This is a genomic window from Acidobacteriota bacterium (genome assembly GCA_016715115.1).
Taxonomy (GTDB): Bacteria; Acidobacteriota; Blastocatellia; order Pyrinomonadales; family Pyrinomonadaceae; genus JAFDVJ01.
The window spans coordinates 320,637-338,978 of sequence record JADKBM010000004.1; the positions used below are offsets into that span (position 1 = coordinate 320,637).

The following is an 18,342-nucleotide window of genomic DNA, read 5'->3' on the forward strand; positions in this document are numbered from 1 at the left end:
ATTTCCCCGCGCGGAGATCGCCAAGATCGCAACGTCCAATCGGAACTGAAAAGTCATCAAATCACAAGTCATTTGAGACTTCTATTCGAATTCGGGACGACTCCGCGACTTGGCAACTTCGCGAGACGACCCGAGCGGCGACAAATGATTTCGGTGAGTCGCAAACCGGCTGAAGACATCGCACCGAAAACATTAGATTGGGCTGCAACGTAAATTGATTCATGAAGAAAATAATCTTGGCGACGCTGATTTCATTGGTTCTGACGGGAACGACTATGGCACAGACAAAAGAAGCGAACCCGGCGGACGTCGGTTCGATCGACGCGATCATCAAAGCAGTTTACGACGTGATCTCGGGCGATGCCGGGGCCAAACGCGATTGGGATCGGTTTCAGACGCTGTTCTACAAGAATGCCCGCCTGATCCCATCGGGCAAGAACGCGACGACGGGCGCGGTCGGGGCCAATGCGATCTCTCCCGAAGACTACATCAAACGCGTCGAACCGATTTTTGCGAAAGACGGTTTCTACGAGCGCGAACTCGCCAGCCGCAGAGAAGTGTACGGCAACATCGCGCACGTGTTTTCGACTTACGAATCGTTCCGCAAGTCGGACGACAAGAAACCGTTTATGCGCGGGATCAACAGTTTTCAACTGCTCAACGACGGCAAGCGCTGGTGGGTCCTCACGATCTACTGGCAAGGCGAAACGCCGGAAAACCCGATCCCGAAGAAGTACTTGAAATCGAAGCGGTAAGAACGCCGTATGAGTGACACGTTTACGCGTTACTTACGATTGGCGTACGCCAACGCCGTATGAGTGACGCGTTCACGCGTTACTTACGATCGGCGTACGCCAACGCCGTATGAGGGACGCGTTTACGCGTTACTTACGATCGGCGTACGCCAACGCCGTACGAGTGACGCGTTCACGCGTTACTTACGCGATCGGCGTACGCCAACGCCGTATGAGTGACGCGTTCACGCGTTACTTACGATCGGCGTACGCCAACGCGGTCACGCCTGAAGGCGTAACTCGTACGGGGGGAGAAACTTATGAAAGCAGACCAGATATTTGCGGTCGTGAATATGATCGCGCTCGTCAGTTGGATTGTTTTGGCCGTGGCGCCGCGGTGGGTCGTGACGCGAAAGGTGCTGATCTCTGGAGCGATCCCATTGCTGTTGTCGGTCGCCTACGCGATCCTCATCGGCGCGTTTTTCGGTGCTGCCGAGGGCAATTTCGGGTCGCTCGCGGGCGTGATGAAGCTCTTCACGAACGAATGGGCGGTGCTTGCCGGTTGGATCCATTATCTCGCGTTTGACCTGTTTGTCGGCGTTTGGGAAGTAAACGATGCGCAATCGAAAGGGATCTCGCACTGGCTCGTAATTCCGTGTCTCTTTTTCACGTTCATGCTCGGGCCGATCGGATTTATGATGTATTTCGTAATGCGGATTCTCCTGCGTGAAGAGGTTCGCCGTGATCAGACGATATTTTGACGATCATCCGACGCTGGTTTTGGCGGGCGTCTTCCTGATGGTGCTGTTCGCGGTTTTGGGCGTCGCGATGATCTTCGATCAGACGCAGATCCTCGGCATCAACCGTTGGATCAAGCCGATGAAGTTCTTCGTTTCGGTCGCGATCTTATTATGGACGATCGCCGTGTTTTTTTATCATTTGCCCGGACGTGAACGGATGAAGCGTTTCGTCACGTGGTCGATGATCGTCATCTTCTTCGTCGAACTGATCGCGGTGTTGATGCAGGCGCTCCGCGGCGTGAAGTCGCATTTCAACATTTCAACGCCTTTTGACGGCGCGGTGTACGGTCTGATGGGAATCGCGATCGCCGGGAACACGCTGCTCGTCGCGTATCTTCTTTTCGTCTACCTGAAAAGCGACATTCCGCTGCCCGCGCCGATCGTTTTCGGGATGCGCCTCGGACTGCTCGTTTTTCTGCTCGGAAGCGTCCAGGGCGGTTTTATGTCTTCGCAGGCAGGTCACGCGGTTGGCGCGCCCGACGGTGGTCCCGGATTGCCGGTCGTGAATTGGTCGACGGCCGCGGGCGATCTGCGGGTCGCGCATTTCGTCGGACTCCACGCCCTGCAGGCGATCCCGATCGTCGCGCTTGTACTTAATAGTCTGCGTGTACGCAAGGCGTCACTGTTGACCGGCGTTTTCGCACTCGCGTATTTTGCGTTGTTCAGCATTCTCTTCGCGCAGGCGCTTCGCGGATTCCCGATCTGGCATTCGTGAATTTCGATTTGCGATTTGCGATTTGCGATTTACTTGGAATCTGGAATCTTGGAATCTTGGAATCTGAAGTATTTGAACAGTTCCGCGTGTTACACACGCTCGTTGGAGTCGTTTTTGGTTGACACCACGTTCCGCTCCGCTTCACTTGGTGCCATCGTGCGTGCGTGTGCTCCGCACACTGAATCGATTTTCCCGACAGGCTTCCGGAATCTTGGAATCTGGAATCTGGAATTTGAATTTCGGAATCGGCAGTCCCGCCTGTTAATCTGATCTTGAACCGACGAATACTGCTAATCCGAAATCACAAATCCCCATTCCAAAATTAAGTCGTGGAACATTTCATCGAACGCAAACAGTTGATCGACCGGCCGCGCGCCGAGGTTTTCGACTTTTTCGCCGATGCCGGAAATCTCGAACGGATCACGCCGCCGGAATTGAACTTTCATATCATCACGCCGCAACCGATCGACATCCGAAAGGGCGCGCTTATCGACTATCGTCTTAAACTTCGCGGGATTCCGATCACCTGGAAGACCGAGATCACACAATGGAATCCGCCGTTCGATTTCGTCGATTCGGCGCTGAAGAGTCCATACAAACAGTGGATCCATCTTCACACGTTCGAAGAGGACGAAAACGGCAAAACGATGATGACCGATCTCGTACGCTATCGGCTCCCGTTTGAACCGCTCGGCGACCTCGCCCATTTCCTCGTCCGCCGGGAACTTGAGAACATTTTCGACTTTCGATTCAAGGTGATTGCCGGAATCTTCGTCCGTTGATCCCAACCGCACGAAGATCGGGACCATTTTTTGCCGGTCAAACGGATTGGAAGCGCGGATCCATCGCCAGCCTGCCCATTCAGATTCGACCAGAAATACAGAATCAAATTCGCAGATTCGTGTTAGAATCTGCAAAAAATAACCGATACCCGGGGGGAATACGATGAAAACATTGATGACGGCGGCCTTGTCTGCACTTCTGTGCCTCAGCGCCTATAGCCAGAGCGTTGGCGAGGTGGTCGATTACAAATGCAATTGTTTTGGGCAGGTGTGGGTCAAGGCAACGGTCGAGGCCGTTAGTGGAAATTCGATCAAAGTCCGTTTCGGCAATCTCGACAATCAGGTTGCCACCGTCACCTTGGATTCCGGATTGATAAGGCTGCGCGCCAAGCCCGAGGACCCGCAAGTTGTAAATCTTCGCAAATCATTTGCCGAACAGGTTGCCCCTCGGTTTCACAGACCTATCGAGCAATTCGCACATTATTACGATTCGCAATTCCCGGCGGCGGGCACGCCGGTTCGTCCCGACGAATGGAAAAAAGCGATGACCGACCTCGCCGAACTGGATTCCCTCTGCCGTGGCCAGTATCGGGGCGTCACCGATTTTCCGGGCGATTATGTCCGGCCCGGACGAATGGATTACCGTTTCTCGACGTGGTGCAAGATCGCCGCCAACCGGACGGCACTCGAACCGAAAGTGCGGGCCGGTGCGGCGAAGTCAATGGTCGGGATGGGCTACACCGAAGAAAATCTCAATTTCGGATTCAACGAGCCACAGAATCCGGTTCGAAAGGAAACGCAGCAACTAATCTGGGAACGAGCAAAATGGCGTGCCGAGAAAACTGCGTGGCTCAAGCCAAAATACGCTGAGTTCGGTGTCGGTGTTCCGCCGGACGCCTTTGACGATGTCGAGAAGCGGGCTGACGAACTACGCATGATCGTCGAACGCGATGCCCCGACTCGCTCCTGGACCCAACCGAAATTCAGGGACGCCGCTGTCGAGAACTTTATGAGGGCGAAGTTCGCCGCTGAATATCCGGGTTCGACGGTTCTCAAGATCGGGCTCGATTACACGACTTGGGTCCAGCGCAAGAGTCTGGACTATGTCGGAAGCGATGAGACATTCAATTACTACAAGGTCAGCTACAACTCATACAAACGCGGCTGGGTCTTGCTGAAGATCCCCAACCGTCCGTTTTGTCAGGCCCAGGAATGGGTCGTCGGCCGCAACGGGAAGGGACTTGTGGCGGTCGCCGTCGGCGGCAGCGGGACGTTTATGAAGTGCGAATGAGATGAATTGGACGCCTGACCGCCTTCCGTTTCCGCAACTCAGAACCGAACGTTCTATCCAAACCAAGACGTACAAACGTTTCCGATACTGACCGGGTAAACGCGAAACGCCCCGGCTAGTCGCAAGCCGGGGCGTTTCGGGATCTGCGGCGCGGAACCCCGGTTATTTCGTCGTCGGGCTGACGAATGTAAAACTCTGCACCGCTCCGCCGATCAGTTCGGCGGAATTTGCGACCTTGCTGTTTGCCCGGCCGGAGATGACGACCGCGAACTTGCTCCAGGCGAGAACGATCACGAGCGTCTTCTCGCCGCCGATGGTCAACTGGTAAGCGGCTCCGCTATAGTTTCCGATCTTCGCATTCGTCTCGCCGAAAAACTTGACATCGGGATTTCCCGCCAACGATTCCTTGAATCCTTTGAGAAATGCCGCAAGATCTGTATCGGACTTGATCTCGGGATTATTCGGGTCGATCGTAACCTTAATGTTGCCCTCTTTGACCTCACATCGATATTCACGGCCATCCTCACCGTCCACAACTTCGACACATCCTTCGGGAATCGCGATCTCAAATCCGTCCGCCTCCGAGGTGTAAACGTCGTCGCCGACATCGGCCAACGAAGGCAACTGAGCCGCCGCCGCGACGGCAAACGCCATCGTCATAATCACAAACGAAATAATGTTGCTGATCTTCTTTGTCATAATTTGCTTCTTGGTCATAGTCCTTTTGGTTTTAGTTGATGAATCGTAACTGAAATCGATCGATTGTCAAACGATGCGCGACGAGCCGAAAGACGGGCGGCCAGAACCGCCGCCGTCGACCCGTCGATGCCTCGCGACTAAATTCCCCGACTTATTTGTCGGCCACTACGCGACGGTTCCGCCGCACGAAGAGCCCGATCCCGCCGTGCAGCCGAAACAATGGTCGGCGGTTCGGATCTGACGGTTCGCGAGTTTCTCACGGTCGAAATCAAAGATCGTCCGTGGGGATTCGATCCCGAGTTCGAGCATCTGATTGAAATCGCAGTCGAACAATCGTCCGTTCCAATCGACGCTGACAAGATTTCGGCACATCAAGCCCGCGATCGTCGCCGGATTGAACGCGTTGACGAGCTTGGCCATATAACCCGCCTCGTTCCCCGAGCGGCGCAGCCAGTCAAGAAACCGCGCGATCGGCATATTCGTGATCGTGAAGAGATTGTTGAATTCGATTCCGTGCCGCGATCTTAACTCGCGCTTGAAGTCGGCCTCGATCGCCGACTGCTCGGGCGGCAGGAACGCACCGACCGGGTTGTAGACGAGATTCAGAACGAGCCGTTCGTCCGAACCGTAGCCGACGCCGTTCAACCGTCGGATGGCATCGATCGACTTTTCGAACACTCCCGGGCCGCGCTGAGCGTCGGTCTCCGCCGATTGAAAATAAGGCAGGCTTGAAACGACTTCGACACCGTTCGCTGCAAAGAATTCGGGCAGGTCCTGCTGACCCTCTTCGAAGATCACGGTCAGATTATGCCGGACGATGACGCGCGCGTCGGCCGCGCGCGCCGAGACTACGAAATGCCGAAAATCGGGAATCAACTCGGGAGCCCCGCCGGTGATGTCGAGCGTCGGAATCCGGAAGTCTCTCAGTACCCGAAGACATTCGTCCAGGACCGTCCGGGGCATTATTTCAGTTCGGGACGGCGAAGCGTCGACGTGACAATGCTTGCACGCCTGGTTGCAAAGCTTGCCGACGTTAACCTGAAGCGTGTCGATACGTTCGGCAACGAGAGGTCCGCCGAGCTTTTCGCCGAATCCCACGGAAGCCTTCGGAATCGCGGTCGAGCCATTGCGCGTTATTTGAATTCCGGAGTCCAGCATTTCGATTTCAGCCTCGTACAAAGCGCCGCCTGAAGGCGGAACTCCGAACCTACATACTCACCTTGTCGTGCGCGTTGTGCGACTGGATTCCGTGGACGAGACTCGCGCCGCCGCGGATTGCCGATGCAAGATGCATCGCCTCGGTCATCTGATCCATATTCGAACCGTTCTCAAGGCAGGAATTCGTGAACGCTTCGATGCAGTACGGACATTGAACCGTTACGGCGACCGCGAGGCCGATGAGCGCCTTTTCGCGTTTCGACAACGCGCCCTCTTCCTGACACGCCTGATACCAAGCGAGAAACTTCTCGAAAAGTTCCGGCTTGTGCTTCGCCATCTCGCCGAACCGTGCGAGATCTTCTTCGTTGTAATAATGCATAAAAACTCAAAACCAAATTCGGAGTTCCGCCTTCAGGCGGCACTTTCGGTAAATCGAACCGGCGTTCGCTTGGGAAATCGCCGACTGAAAGCGAAACTCAGAACCGCATTTCTCAGCTTCTCGTTCCTTGAAAAGATTCCGTAAAGAGCTAAACTTATTCCAATGCCGCGCGCGATCATCATTATGGCAAAGGTTCCGCGACCCGGAACCGTCAAGACCCGCCTCGAAGGCGTGATTTCCTCCGAAGCGTGCGCCGAACTCGCGACCGCATTTCTCAAGGATACCGTCGAAAAAGCGCTGCGCGTCTGCGAAAACACGATTATCGCCTTTTTCCCGCCGACTGAAAAAGCCGCAATGACGGAAGTCGCCCCCGAGCACGTCCGGTTATTCGCTCAAATCGGCGAAACGCTCGACGAACGGATCGTTTCCGCTTTTCAATTCGCGTTTTCCGAGGGCGCCGATTCAGCCGTGATGATCGGAACCGACAGTCCGACGTTTCCTGCCGATCACATCGAACAGGCGTTTGAATTCCTCGAACTGGAAACCGATGTCGTGCTCGGGAAGACCACCGACGGCGGCTTCTATCTGATCGGCCTTCGCGGTTTGGATGCGCGGGTCTTCAACAACGTCCGCTGGAGCACATCTCGGACTTTCGAAGACGTTTACCGAAACGTGATGGCCCGCGGACTCCATCTTCGCGAAGTCCCGAGCTGGTATGACGTCGACGAGCCGAAGGACCTCGAAGAGCTTTTCAATGAACTCCGCCACAACGCGAACGCGCTCCGCCGGGCGCCTGAGACAGCGCGGATCCTGCGCGTTTGATCGCGAAACCTAAAATCTTCTGAATCTTTCTTCCTTCTGGGCAAATCGCTCGAGGTCGCGGTTGAATTTGCCGCGCTCGTCGAACAGCGGGAAAAGCTGAAGTCCGGGCGAGAGAAATGCGGCGCGGAGTTCGACCGGACGCGATCCGGCGCGGTCGATGACGCGGACGCGGGTGCCGCGGACCTCTTCGATCCACGACGCGAACTCGCCGGCATTGCCGATCGTCGCCGAGAGCAAAAGCAGCCGAATACGCGGCGGACTAAGAATTATCGCTTCTTCCCAAACGTGACCGCGATCTTCGTCGGCAAGATAATGCGCTTCGTCAAGGATCACGAAGTCGGTCCCAACCTGTTCGCCGGAGCGCAGCGCGTCGAAAAGTTGATTGCGATAGATCTCGGTCGTGCCGACGATCAGCGGCGCATCCCGGTTTTCTTTGCGGTCTCCCGTCAGGATGCCGACATTCTCCGCGCCGAACTCGTCGGAAAACTCGATGTATTTCGAATTGGTCAGGGCCTTCAACGGCGTCGTGTACCAAGCGCGTTTTCCCTGCTGAAGCAGCCTGCGGATCTCCTCGCGCGCGATCCAGGTCTTTCCGCTTCCGGTCGGCGCGGTGACCAGAACATCTTCGTATTCAATAGCTTCGAGCGCTTCGACTTGAAAATCGTCGGGCTTGAACGGAACTTGCGCCGGCGTTCCGATCCCGGAGAGCAGCTTTTCGACCGCAGCGAGCTGCGCCGGTGTCTGTGCATTCTCCCGCACGGGCACGGAACTTTCGCCCGCAAGCCGACGTTTGTAGTCTCGTTCCTTATCCGGGCCGATATTTGAACGCGCGTCGTTACGGTTGCGCCGCTTGCCGGGTTTGTCTTTGCGTGATCGGGCCATCTGTTGTGAATCTTATCGGTAGTTTCGCGCGAAGGCAAAGGTGAAGCGATTTTGAAAATTGTCGAACGACAAATTAACGTTTCGCGTACGGAGTTGGATCCAGATTATTCATTTGGAGCAATTTCCCGCGAAACATCACACGGAATGCGCAAGAAATAAGATCAAAAATGCCATTTTCGCGTTTTTGGAGTGTATCGCCGGAAAGAAATTTTCTATCGCGTTGTTTCGATTGAATTCGCCAAATCCGTAAAATTTCTGGTTGATTTCGCGGTCTTGAACCCGAAGATATGTTTTCCGATTCATACGGATTTGATGATAAGATTAGAAATGCGCTCGCAACGATTTTTTTCCGCCGGGCATCTATATCATATGGCGGATTCGTTGTTAGGTATTTTTTTGTTTTGAGTTATGCAAGAGCAGGAATTATTCAATAATTACGAGGTCAAGACCTGGGACTTTTCCGGCCGGTTCTATAAGATCCTGGCCGTTTCGGCGATCTTCAATCTTCTCGCGCTGCTGGTCGTCGGCCAGTCCAGTCTGTTGACCACAAAAGGCTGTGACAGCCCGTTGGTCGGAAAGGTCTGCACGGTAATTGACGCGCTGTATGTCAGCGGAACGGTGATGACGACGAACACCAAGTCGGTTGACGAGCCTTACGTCGCGACCGAGCTGACTTCGGACGACGAGATCACCTTCATCAACGTCGCCGATCAGCTTACCTATCCGGAAGGCTATTTCGCGCTTTCGAATCCCGAGTTGGCGGCGTTGCAGAACGACCCGAACGCCGCAATGGATTTCATTCCGGGCGGTGTCAATCCGACGATTCCGGGAATCCCGAACAATCCGACGATCGGCAATCCGACGGTCAACAATCCGCTCAGCAAACCGCAGGTCTTGCCGAAAAAACCTAAAGGCAAGGTTGTCGATGATCTGAGCGATCTCGATATCACTGCGGGGTTGACGGACAATCCGACCGTTCCCAAAAACCCGACCGAACGCCCGCGCGTGACCAAATCGCCTGATAAAAAGGACGATCAGAAGGTCGCCGATGCCGATGCCCAAAAGAACCTTGACCCGAACAACGAAGATACCATCAAGACGAATAAACGGCCGTTCAAGGATCTGAAGCCGGACGTCAAAGACAAGCTCAGCAAAGGAATGTCCCTGACGGCGCCGTTCAACGTTCAGGCGAAAGGCAAACTGACATCCGACGGCAAGATCGACAAAAAGACGTTCAAATGGACGAGGACCGAAGGGACGGACGCGGCGTTGGTCGAGGTCGTCAAATCATCGGTCGAAGCGATCAACGACAGCGGTTATCTTCAATATCTGACGTTGCTCAGCGGCAAGAGTCTGGATTTTCAGTTCTCGCAGGACGCGACGAGCATTGCCGCAACCGTTCAGTCGGAAATGGAAAGCGAAACGCGGGCCCAATCGGTTTCCTCGCTGCTTTCGCTGGCTATCAACGATTTCAAGCGAAAGAAGGAAAAAGCTATCGCGGAGATGCAAACGAATCCGGAATTGGCCAAGGAACTGCTTGACGAGATCGATGACCTCGAACTTCTCAAGAACGCGAAAGTAACGGCGGAGGGCAAACGGATCGTCATCCAATTCGTCGTCCCGCAGGAGGTCGCCGGCAAGATGATCGAGCGCAAGCTCAACGAGCCCGACACGCCGGAGAAGAAACCGAACAGCGCGGCACAGGTTGTGAACAAGGCAACCACGACCGGCAAATGAGTTCGGCTTTTGACGAACATTTCGACTTTGATGAACTCTGATTGTCTCGTCGGCCGACGGACAACCCTGAAGATGATTAACCGAAAGGCGCACACTTCGATACTATTCCTGACGACGCTGAGCGTTTATCTTGGCCTTGCGCTTGTCGGAGGGTCGTCGTACGTCTTCGCGCAGGATGCCGATGTGGCAAAGAGCCTCGGACGGAACAACGAAGATACCATCAAGACGAATAAACTGCCATTCAAAAATCTGAAGGCGGATATCAAAGAGAAGATAAGCAAGGGAATGTCTCTGACGGCGCCGTTTAACGTTCAGGCGGAAGGCACGCTGACATCGGACGGCAAGATCGACAAAAAGACGTTCAAATGGACGAGGACCGAAGGGACGGACGCAGCGTTGGTCGAGGTCGTCAAATCATCGGTCGAGGCGATCAACGACAGCGGCTATCTTCAATATCTGACGATGCTCAGCGGCAAGAGTTTCGGTTTTGTGTTCACGCAGGACGCGACGAGCGTTGCGGCAACCGTTCAGTCTGAAATGGAAAGCGAAACGCGCGCCCAACGGGTTACATTGTTTCTTTCGGTGGCTATCAACGATTTCAAGCGAAAGAAGGAAAAGGCCATCGCGGAGATGCAGACCAATCCGGAATTGGCCAAGGAACTGCTCGACGAGATCGACGACCTCGAACTTCTCAAAAACGCGAAAGCAACGGCGGACGGCAAACGGATCGTGATCCAATTCGTCGTCCCGCAGGAGGTCGCCGGCAAGATGCTCGAGCGCAAGCTTAACGAGCCCGACACGCCGGAGAAGAAACCGAACAGCGCGGCGCAGGTTGTGAACAAGGCAACCACGACCGGGAAATGAGTTCGGCTTTTGACGAACATTTCGACTTTGCGGCAATGTCAACGGACTTGCCGCATTGAACGTTTTGCCCCGCAATCGCGAATTCGGGATGACGCGGGTCGGCAAAACGTTTATGATAATTTTTGTTTGTTTCGTCTACTGACGCGCAATGGCTGACGATGAATAACCGAAAGGCGCACAATTCGATCCTTTTCCTGACGACGCTGAGCGTTTATCTCGGCCTCGCGCTCGTCGGCGGATCGCCGTCCGTCTTCGCGCAGGCCGCGTTGACGCCGCGTTTCGAATTGGTCACCGAGTTTGAGACCGAGGACGATCTCGACAACAAACCGGACGACGAACAGATAGTCGGCAATTACGCGGCGGTTTCCGGCGAGTTTCTGAGGCTCGCAAAACAGTTTACGGAAGCGAATCGTGAAAAACTCTCGGATCACCGGTACTCGTTCGACTATTCCGTCATCAACGACCCTACGCGCACGAAGCAGGGAGGTTTCTCGCGTTCGCTCGCCGCACCGGGCGGAACTCTTCCGAATAATGCGGAGATAGACAAGGAGCGTCACGGTGTCACGCTTGAGTTCTCGGATGTTGGGTTTTCGCTCCGTTCGGCGTTCAACCAAGTACCTTCGGTCCAGACCGATAATCTCGCGGCCTTCTATAATAATCTCGTCTCCAGCCGGATCACCGATTCGGAACCGCGAGTGATCATCTACAGAAATACCACCGTCACCCGCGAAAACAACCGGATCGTCGTTGTCACCCGACTTCCCCGTGCATCGATAGACGAACCGCTCGCCGATAAAGTCGCCAATTAACCCGGCGAAGCGTTTCGCATCTGAATCAAGTTCAACTCAATTCAAAACCGAATCGTGTAATTCGCCGCGAAGTGCCGCCTGATGGCGGAACTCAAATCGGAATTCCAAACGGGAGCCGCCTGAAGGCGGAACTCCAAACGGGAACTCAAGCCCGGAACTCCAAACGGGAAGCCGCCTGAAGGCGGAAATCCGAACTGGAACTCCGAACGGGAACTCGAAACGAGGATTTATGCCAGTAAATAGTTTTGCAGATAAATTAGTTAAGAAAATATTCGGCAGCAGCAGCGATATCTTTCTGAAAAAGGTCAAACCGACGGTCGCCCAGATCAACGCGCTCGAAGCGTCGATGCAGAAGCTTTCCGACGACGAACTGAAAGCAAAGACGATCGAGTTCAAGGAACGCATCGCGCGCGCGGTCGACGGCATCGACGATCAGATCGAACGGCGCAAACGCGAGCAGGAAGCGCTACACGATATTCTTCCGGAAGCTTTCGCCGCGATGCGCGAAGCGTCCGTCCGCGTCACCGGAATGCGTCACTTCGACGTCCAGATGATCGGCGGCGTCGCGCTCCACCAAGGGCGCATCGCCGAAATGAGAACGGGTGAAGGCAAAACGCTCGTCGCGACCTTGCCGTCCTATCTCAACGCGCTGACCGGGCGCGGCGTTCACGTCGTCACGGTCAACGATTATCTCGCCTCGCGCGACGCCGAATGGATGGGCCGCATCCACAAGTTTCTCGGACTCACGGTCGGCTGTATCCAGAACGATATGGACGACATCGAGCGCCGTGACTCTTACGCCTGCGATATCACCTACGGAACCAACAACGAATTCGGCTTCGATTACCTTCGCGACAATATGAAGTTCGATGTCGAATCGCTCGTCCAGCGCGATCATTACTTCGCGATCATCGACGAAGTCGACTCGATCCTCATCGACGAAGCGCGCACGCCGCTGATCATTTCGGGAGCGTCCGACGAGGCGACCGACAAGTATTACGTTGCCAACCAGATCATCCCGAACTTTGAAAAAGGCCACAAGGATGAAGAAACAAAGGTCACCACCGGCGACTATCTTCTTGACGAAAAGAACCATTCGGCGGTTTTGACGGAACAGGGCGTGTCGAAAGCCGAGAAACTTCTCGGCGTGTCGAACCTCTACGATCCGGCGAATATGGAGCTTTTGCACTGCGTCGAACAGGCTCTCAAGGCGCATACGCTTTACAAGGTCGACCACCATTACGTCGTGCAGGAAGGCGAAGTCATCATCGTGGACGATTTCACGGGCCGCCTGATGCAGGGCCGACGTTGGTCGGACGGTCTGCACCAGGCCGTCGAAGCGAAGGAAGGCGTGAAGATCGAGCGCGAGAACCAGACACTCGCAACGATCACCTTGCAGAACTACTTTCGTATGTATGAGAAGCTCGGCGGTATGACCGGCACCGCCGAAACCGAAGCCGAGGAATTCGGGACGGTTTACGGTCTCGACGTCGTCATCATTCCGACCAATCGCGATATGGTCCGGAAAGACAATTCCGATATGATCTATCGCACGCTTCCCGAGAAATGGGACGCGGTGGTCGATGAGATCAAGGAACTTCACGCCAAGGGCCAGCCGGTTCTCGTCGGTACGGTTTCGGTCGAAAACTCCGAACTCGTCGCCGATAAGCTCAAGAAGATGGGCGTTCCGCACAACGTTCTCAACGCGAAGTACCACGAACGCGAAGCCGAGATCGTCGCTCAGGCCGGACGCAAAGGCGCGGTCACGATCGCGACGAATATGGCCGGCCGCGGAACCGACATCCTGCTCGGCGGCAACCCGGAATTCCTCGCGCGCGAGTATCTGAAGCGGATGGAGATCAACCCGGACGAAGCGACCGAGGAACAGTTCAACGAACAGCTCGTCAAGGCGAAACGCGTCGTCGATGAAGAGCACAAGGAAGTCGTCGCCGTCGGCGGCCTGCATATTCTCGGAACCGAGCGCCACGAGTCGCGCCGCATCGACAATCAGTTGCGCGGCCGCGCCGGCCGTCAGGGCGATCCGGGCTCGTCGCGGTTCGTCCTCTCGCTCGAAGACGACCTGATGCGCATTTTCGCGGGCGACAAGGTTCGCTCGATGATGGAATGGCTCGGAATGGAAAAAGGCGTTGCGATCGAATCGCGGACGGTCTCCAAACAGATCGAACGCGCGCAGAAGGCGGTCGAAGCGCGTAACTTCGAAACCCGCAAACACGTTCTCAAATACGACGACGTGATGAACAAACAGCGCGAGACGATCTACAGTCTGCGCCGGCAGTTGATGTTCCAGCCGGAGCATCGCGAGTATCTGCTCGGCGAAACCGGCGTCGCTCGCGATCTGCTGCACGATCTGACGTTCAGTTTCCTGAATCCGCAGTTGGATCCGAAAAACTGGGAGATCGAAACGTACGCCGCTGAGATCGAGAGCATCTATGCCGTCGATCCGGCGCGCGACGCGGACGTCGATTACAAGACGATGAATCCCGGCGAGATCGAGGATGCGGTTTGGGCGAAGGCGATCGCCGACTACGAAGCGAAGGAAAAACTCGCCGGCGCCGAATCGCTGCGCGCTTATGAGCGTTACATTATGCTCAACATCATCGACACGCAGTGGAAGGATCACCTGCTCTCGATCGACCATTTGAAACAGGGCATCGGACTCGTCGGCTACGGCCAGAAGGATCCGCTCGTCGAATACAAGAAGCAGTCGTTCGATATGTTTCAGGATATGCTCGACCGGATCGATACGAACACGTCGAAAGCGCTGTTCAATCTCGAGATCGTCGTCAAGGACGAACGCGAAGAGATGGAACGGCTCGAACGGCTCGAACGTCAGCGGGCGCGCCGGCAGGCCGCCGGAATGGCGTTCACCGGAGCGATGGCAACGGCCGACGCCGCCGGCGCCGAAGCCGCGCGCCACACGCCGTTCAAGCGCGACCAGCCGAAGGTCAAACCCAACGATCCGTGTTATTGCGGTTCGGGCAAGAAGTTCAAGAAATGCCACGGAACGGGAGCATGATCTCGGATTTGTGATTTGGGATTTCGGATTTCGGATTTGTGATTTCGGATTTCGGATTTCGGATTGGCGGACGTGAAAAAGCGTCCGCCTTTTTTTGGTTGGGATCGCGGCGTGCTCGAGCGCGGCTTGCCGCGATTGCCACGAGCTTCAGCTAGTGGAAAAAAGGATGTAAATGCCCCCGGCTTTAGCCGGCTAAAGCCGGAAATCCTTTACTTTGGGTGTCCACTAGCTGAAGAGGTTGTGTCAAAACTCCGATTTGTCTTCGGTTTTATGAATCGAGATTCAAACTTGATCCCGGCTTTAGCCGCAGTATTGGGCTAAAGCCAAGAAAGTCTTGGGGTTACAACAATTGATAAGAAGAAAGCCGCTTGATTTTGATCTATGAACTCAAACTTCTGAAGGTTTTGACATAACCTCTGAAGCTAGTGGCAATTGACAGGCAAATCTTCGGTGTCCAATAGCTGAAGCTGGTGGCAATTGATGGCCAAATCTTAAACAGCTCAGGTAGGCTTCGTAACGCTCCGAAACCCGGTAACGACGGGGGCGGTTGAAATATATTCACCGGCCTTTGCGAAATCCATCGACTAGGAATTCCGGTGCACCGCTCGCCCAGGACTCGACCCCGAGTCTTGGCCGATCTATTCAACTTACTCTTGTCTCAGATGAAGTTCGGATTTACAATTCCTACGATGAAAGCAGTACTGTCGATTCTCATTCTATCGCTATCCGTCTTCGGCCAAATTACCGAACTCGATCGTGGGATCGAACTATACCGGAACGGCAATTACGCGAGCGCCATCGTCGTTCTCGAAAAACTCAGCAAAGGCGAACTGAAAAACGATGCGCGTGTCTGGAACTACATCGGGCTCGCGTATATGAAGATCGACGACAACCCGGCCGCGGCCAAAGCGCTTGAAAGATCGGTAAAGCTCGCCCCGAACGATTCAACTATTCGTGCCAACTACGGGTTCGTCCTTCTCCTTAACCGCGAGATCGGAAAAGCGCGTTCGAATCTGACGAAGGCGATCGAACTTGATTCAAAGAACGCATCAGCTTACTTTCTTCGCGCAACCGCCCGGTTTTGGGATTCGAAATACAAAGATGCACTTTCAGACGCCGAACAGGCGATCGCGGTCAATCCCGATTTCGGGGTCGCGTACACTCTCAAGGCCGATGTCCTTGTCGCGATGTTCGGGGAAAACGTTCCAACCGGAACGCCGACGGCAGAAGAACTCGGACTGTTGGAACGCGCGATCCGGACGCTCGAAACGTGCATCGCCAGTTGTACGAACAAGAGTCAGGTCGAAGAGCAAAAATCGAGACTGTTAGGTGTTAACGCGTTTCTGAGGTATTTGAAAGAAGGGAATCGAATTCTTCCGGTAACGAATCAAACAGAGACCGATGCTTCGCTAACGCCTGTGAAGATCATCTCCAAACCACGTCCGGGTTATACCGACAACGCGCGATTGAATGGCATCTCCGGAACGATTCGCGTTATCGCGCTTTTTGATGTCAGCGGTCGTGTCGCACAGGCCTTTGTTGTCAAATCACTTGGATACGGACTCGACGAACAGGCGTTACGCGCCGCGCGCTCGATCAGATTCGAACCGGCAAAACGAAATGGTGTTCCATATTCGGTCGTGAAAATGGTCGAGTACTCGTTCACTATTCTTTAAGTGAATCGTGTGGGATCTTCCGGGCCGTCATTGCTTCTTGACGAACTTCTTCTCGCGGACCTCGACGCGGTCCTGCACATCAGCCGGCAGTGTGACGTTGAGGACCGTTTCGCCAGACTCGTTCTTCACAGCTTCAACCCGAATGTTCTCGTTCGCCAAGCTCTCGAACACGGAACGCGGACCGTATAGGACGATCTTCGCCGAACGGCCCGTTTCATCGCCGAACAGGGGAAGCAGATAAAGCCTTTCGGTTCGCTTTTCGCCGACGCGGACGAAGACGTCGACAATCGTGTCGATGAGTTTCACTTTCGGACTTAGCACGACCAACGAAACCTGGCGTTCGGTGAAGTCGTTGGTTTTGCCGCTCAGATCGATCTTCTCGGTCGAGATCAGATCCAACGTCTTGATATAGCTTTCCGGCGCGCGCACGCGAACCTTTCCGGGAACTGCCGTCGTCTGGTAGACCTCAAGATTGTCTGGAAGTGCGCCTTCGGTTTCGACCTTTACCGTGATCTCGCGTTCTTCAACCTTCTCGAGTTTGACGGCGATTCGGTCGGGCTGGATATCGACCACCTTGACGCCGGTCGGCAGATCCACATTGATGTTCTCGGGCGTGATCTGCACGCTGCGGTCACCCGCCAGCGAATCCGTGAGATCGAGCGAGACGATCAGGTTTTCCTTGTTGATCTGCGAGATCTTGCGATCGTCGCCGGTGACGACGATGTCGATCTCCTTGACCGGAGAATTGGTGATCTCGACGTCGTTGGAAACACGAAGGTTGAGAGCTACGTTCCGAAGACGCTCGGTCTTCGGCTCGCGAAGCCCCGAAACTCCGAACCAAAGCGCAAGCGTGATCACCAGCGCGATGAGTTTCATCGTCCAGTCTTCAAGAAAAATCTTTCGCAGAATTCCCGTCATAAACCGAATCGTTGGCCTTTGATCTTTGGGCTTTGATCTTTGATCTTTGGCCTTTGATCTTTAATGTCCCGGCGTCAAAGTCCGCAATCCCAAATCCGAAATCCCAAATCCCAAATCCCAAATCCGAAATCCCAAATCCGAAATCCCAAATCAAATGGCGTTCTCTTCCGCCATCGTTTTTGTCGCTTCGCGCTTGCGCTCGACTACCGGAATCTCCATTGCGTTCAGAAGAAGAACGCGAAGTTGGCTCGGGTCGAGGTTGCGCTTCATCACGCCGTTCTCGACGAACGTTATCAAACCGGTTTCTTCGGAAACCACGACCGAGATCGCATCCGAACCTTCAGTCACGCCGATCGCCGCGCGATGTCGCGTTCCGAGATCGCGCGAAACGGTCGCGTTCTTCGTCAGCGGCAAAAACACCGATGCCGCGGCGATCCGATCCCGTTGAATGACCGCCGCTCCGTCGTGCAACGGCGTCGACGTATGGAACATCGTCACCAAAAGGTCATAGCTGAGTTTGGCGTCGATCTGGACGCCCGCGTCGATCAAATTTCGGAGTCCGACGTGACGTTCGATGACGATCAGCGCGCCGATCTTGTCCGATGCAAGGCTCGTCACGGCGAGCACGATCTCGTCATAGATATTCTCGCCGAGCCCACGCTGCCGCCGAAGGATCGGAAACCTGAGTCGATTGCCAAAGTAGATCAGCGCCTGCCGAATCTCGGATTGAAAAAGGACGATGATCAGAAACGGATACACGAAAACGGCGGAACGCAGCACGAATTCGAGCGTGAAGAGATCCTGCGCGACGGCCATCCAGTAGAGAAGCGCGAGCACGACCATCCCGACAACCGTCGGCACGGCGCGCGTTCCGCGGAGCAGTTTAAGCACTACATAGACGATGACGAACACGAGCGCGATGTCTATCACGCTGCGTGCCGTATTGATCGTCGGAATGTAATCAGTCAACTGCATTGCGCGGAGATTTCCCTGACAATAATAACAATTTTCTATCGAATCTCTGACCCGATTCCGGAAC

Annotated in this window: 17 protein-coding genes; 11 read left to right on the plus strand and 6 right to left on the minus strand. The window is 54.8% G+C overall.

All coding sequences use genetic code 11. The annotated features are described in order from the left end of the window. Positions 1–221 precede the first annotated feature (221 nt). The 5 genes from IPN69_03620 to IPN69_03640 all read left to right on the plus strand — a co-directional run bounded on the left by IPN69_03620 (position 222) and on the right by IPN69_03640 (position 4,322). Complete coding sequence (locus tag IPN69_03620; GenBank protein ID MBK8809805.1) at positions 222–755, plus strand: hypothetical protein; 534 nt, start codon at positions 222–224, stop codon at positions 753–755. A gap of 299 nt (positions 756–1,054) precedes the next feature. Continuing rightward, positions 1,055–1,495, plus strand: coding sequence for a DUF4281 domain-containing protein (locus IPN69_03625; protein MBK8809806.1), 441 nt, complete (start codon positions 1,055–1,057; stop codon positions 1,493–1,495). After that, positions 1,476–2,249 carry a hypothetical protein gene (locus IPN69_03630; protein MBK8809807.1) on the plus strand — a complete coding sequence of 258 codons (774 nt, stop codon included), beginning with the start codon at positions 1,476–1,478 and terminating at the stop codon, positions 2,247–2,249. The genes IPN69_03625 and IPN69_03630 overlap by 20 nt, the downstream gene beginning before the upstream one ends. Positions 2,250–2,578: 329 nt before the next feature. Beyond that, a complete protein-coding gene (locus IPN69_03635; GenBank protein ID MBK8809808.1) occupies positions 2,579–3,031 on the plus strand; it encodes an SRPBCC family protein in 453 nt (150 codons plus the stop codon). 163 nt (positions 3,032–3,194) lie between these two features. After that, positions 3,195–4,322, plus strand: coding sequence for a hypothetical protein (locus tag IPN69_03640; protein ID MBK8809809.1), 1,128 nt, complete (start codon positions 3,195–3,197; stop codon positions 4,320–4,322). A gap of 162 nt (positions 4,323–4,484) precedes the next feature. On the opposite strand, the gene IPN69_03645 is transcribed toward IPN69_03640, so the two are convergent. From IPN69_03645 to IPN69_03655, 3 genes are all read right to left on the minus strand, one after another. Next, a complete protein-coding gene (locus tag IPN69_03645; protein ID MBK8809810.1) occupies positions 4,485–5,039 on the minus strand; it encodes a hypothetical protein in 555 nt (184 codons plus the stop codon). 147 nt (positions 5,040–5,186) lie between these two features. Beyond that, a complete protein-coding gene (gene arsS / locus IPN69_03650; protein ID MBK8809811.1) occupies positions 5,187–6,179 on the minus strand; it encodes an arsenosugar biosynthesis radical SAM protein ArsS in 993 nt (330 codons plus the stop codon). Positions 6,180–6,228: 49 nt separating this feature from the next. After that, positions 6,229–6,558 (minus strand): carboxymuconolactone decarboxylase family protein, encoded by a 330-nt coding sequence (locus IPN69_03655; protein ID MBK8809812.1) that lies wholly within the window; start codon positions 6,556–6,558, stop codon positions 6,229–6,231. A 162-nt stretch (positions 6,559–6,720) separates the two neighbouring features. On the opposite strand from IPN69_03655, the gene IPN69_03660 reads away from it, so the two are divergent. Next, complete coding sequence (locus IPN69_03660) at positions 6,721–7,380, plus strand: TIGR04282 family arsenosugar biosynthesis glycosyltransferase (protein MBK8809813.1); 660 nt, start codon at positions 6,721–6,723, stop codon at positions 7,378–7,380. A gap of 9 nt (positions 7,381–7,389) precedes the next feature. Here IPN69_03660 and IPN69_03665 read toward each other — a convergent pair whose 3' ends face one another. Then, a complete protein-coding gene (locus IPN69_03665; GenBank protein MBK8809814.1) occupies positions 7,390–8,262 on the minus strand; it encodes a DEAD/DEAH box helicase in 873 nt (290 codons plus the stop codon). Between the two features lie 408 nt (positions 8,263–8,670). Here IPN69_03665 and IPN69_03670 point away from each other — a divergent pair, with 408 nt between their 5' ends. The 5 genes from IPN69_03670 (at position 8,671) to IPN69_03690 (ending at position 16,385) form a co-directional block, all read left to right on the plus strand. Beyond that, positions 8,671–9,999, plus strand: a complete 1,329-nt coding sequence (locus IPN69_03670; GenBank protein ID MBK8809815.1) for a hypothetical protein — start codon at positions 8,671–8,673, stop codon at positions 9,997–9,999. Positions 10,000–10,071: 72 nt separating this feature from the next. After that, positions 10,072–10,863, plus strand: coding sequence for a hypothetical protein (locus IPN69_03675; protein MBK8809816.1), 792 nt, complete (start codon positions 10,072–10,074; stop codon positions 10,861–10,863). Between the two features lie 158 nt (positions 10,864–11,021). Further along, positions 11,022–11,672, plus strand: coding sequence for a hypothetical protein (locus IPN69_03680; protein ID MBK8809817.1), 651 nt, complete (start codon positions 11,022–11,024; stop codon positions 11,670–11,672). A gap of 229 nt (positions 11,673–11,901) precedes the next feature. Next, positions 11,902–14,709, plus strand: a complete 2,808-nt coding sequence (gene secA, locus IPN69_03685) for a preprotein translocase subunit SecA (GenBank protein ID MBK8809818.1) — start codon at positions 11,902–11,904, stop codon at positions 14,707–14,709. Positions 14,710–15,398: 689 nt separating this feature from the next. Beyond that, on the plus strand, positions 15,399–16,385 hold the full coding sequence (locus IPN69_03690; GenBank protein MBK8809819.1) for a TonB family protein: 987 nt from the start codon (positions 15,399–15,401) through the stop codon (positions 16,383–16,385). Positions 16,386–16,412: 27 nt separating this feature from the next. Here IPN69_03690 and IPN69_03695 read toward each other — a convergent pair whose 3' ends face one another. Both IPN69_03695 and IPN69_03700 read right to left on the minus strand, forming a co-directional pair. Further along, positions 16,413–17,303 carry a YbbR-like domain-containing protein gene (locus IPN69_03695; GenBank protein MBK8809820.1) on the minus strand — a complete coding sequence of 297 codons (891 nt, stop codon included), beginning with the start codon at positions 17,301–17,303 and terminating at the stop codon, positions 16,413–16,415. A gap of 150 nt (positions 17,304–17,453) precedes the next feature. Next, on the minus strand, positions 17,454–18,278 hold the full coding sequence (locus IPN69_03700) for a TIGR00159 family protein (protein MBK8809821.1): 825 nt from the start codon (positions 18,276–18,278) through the stop codon (positions 17,454–17,456). Between the last annotated feature and the right edge of the window lie 64 nt (positions 18,279–18,342).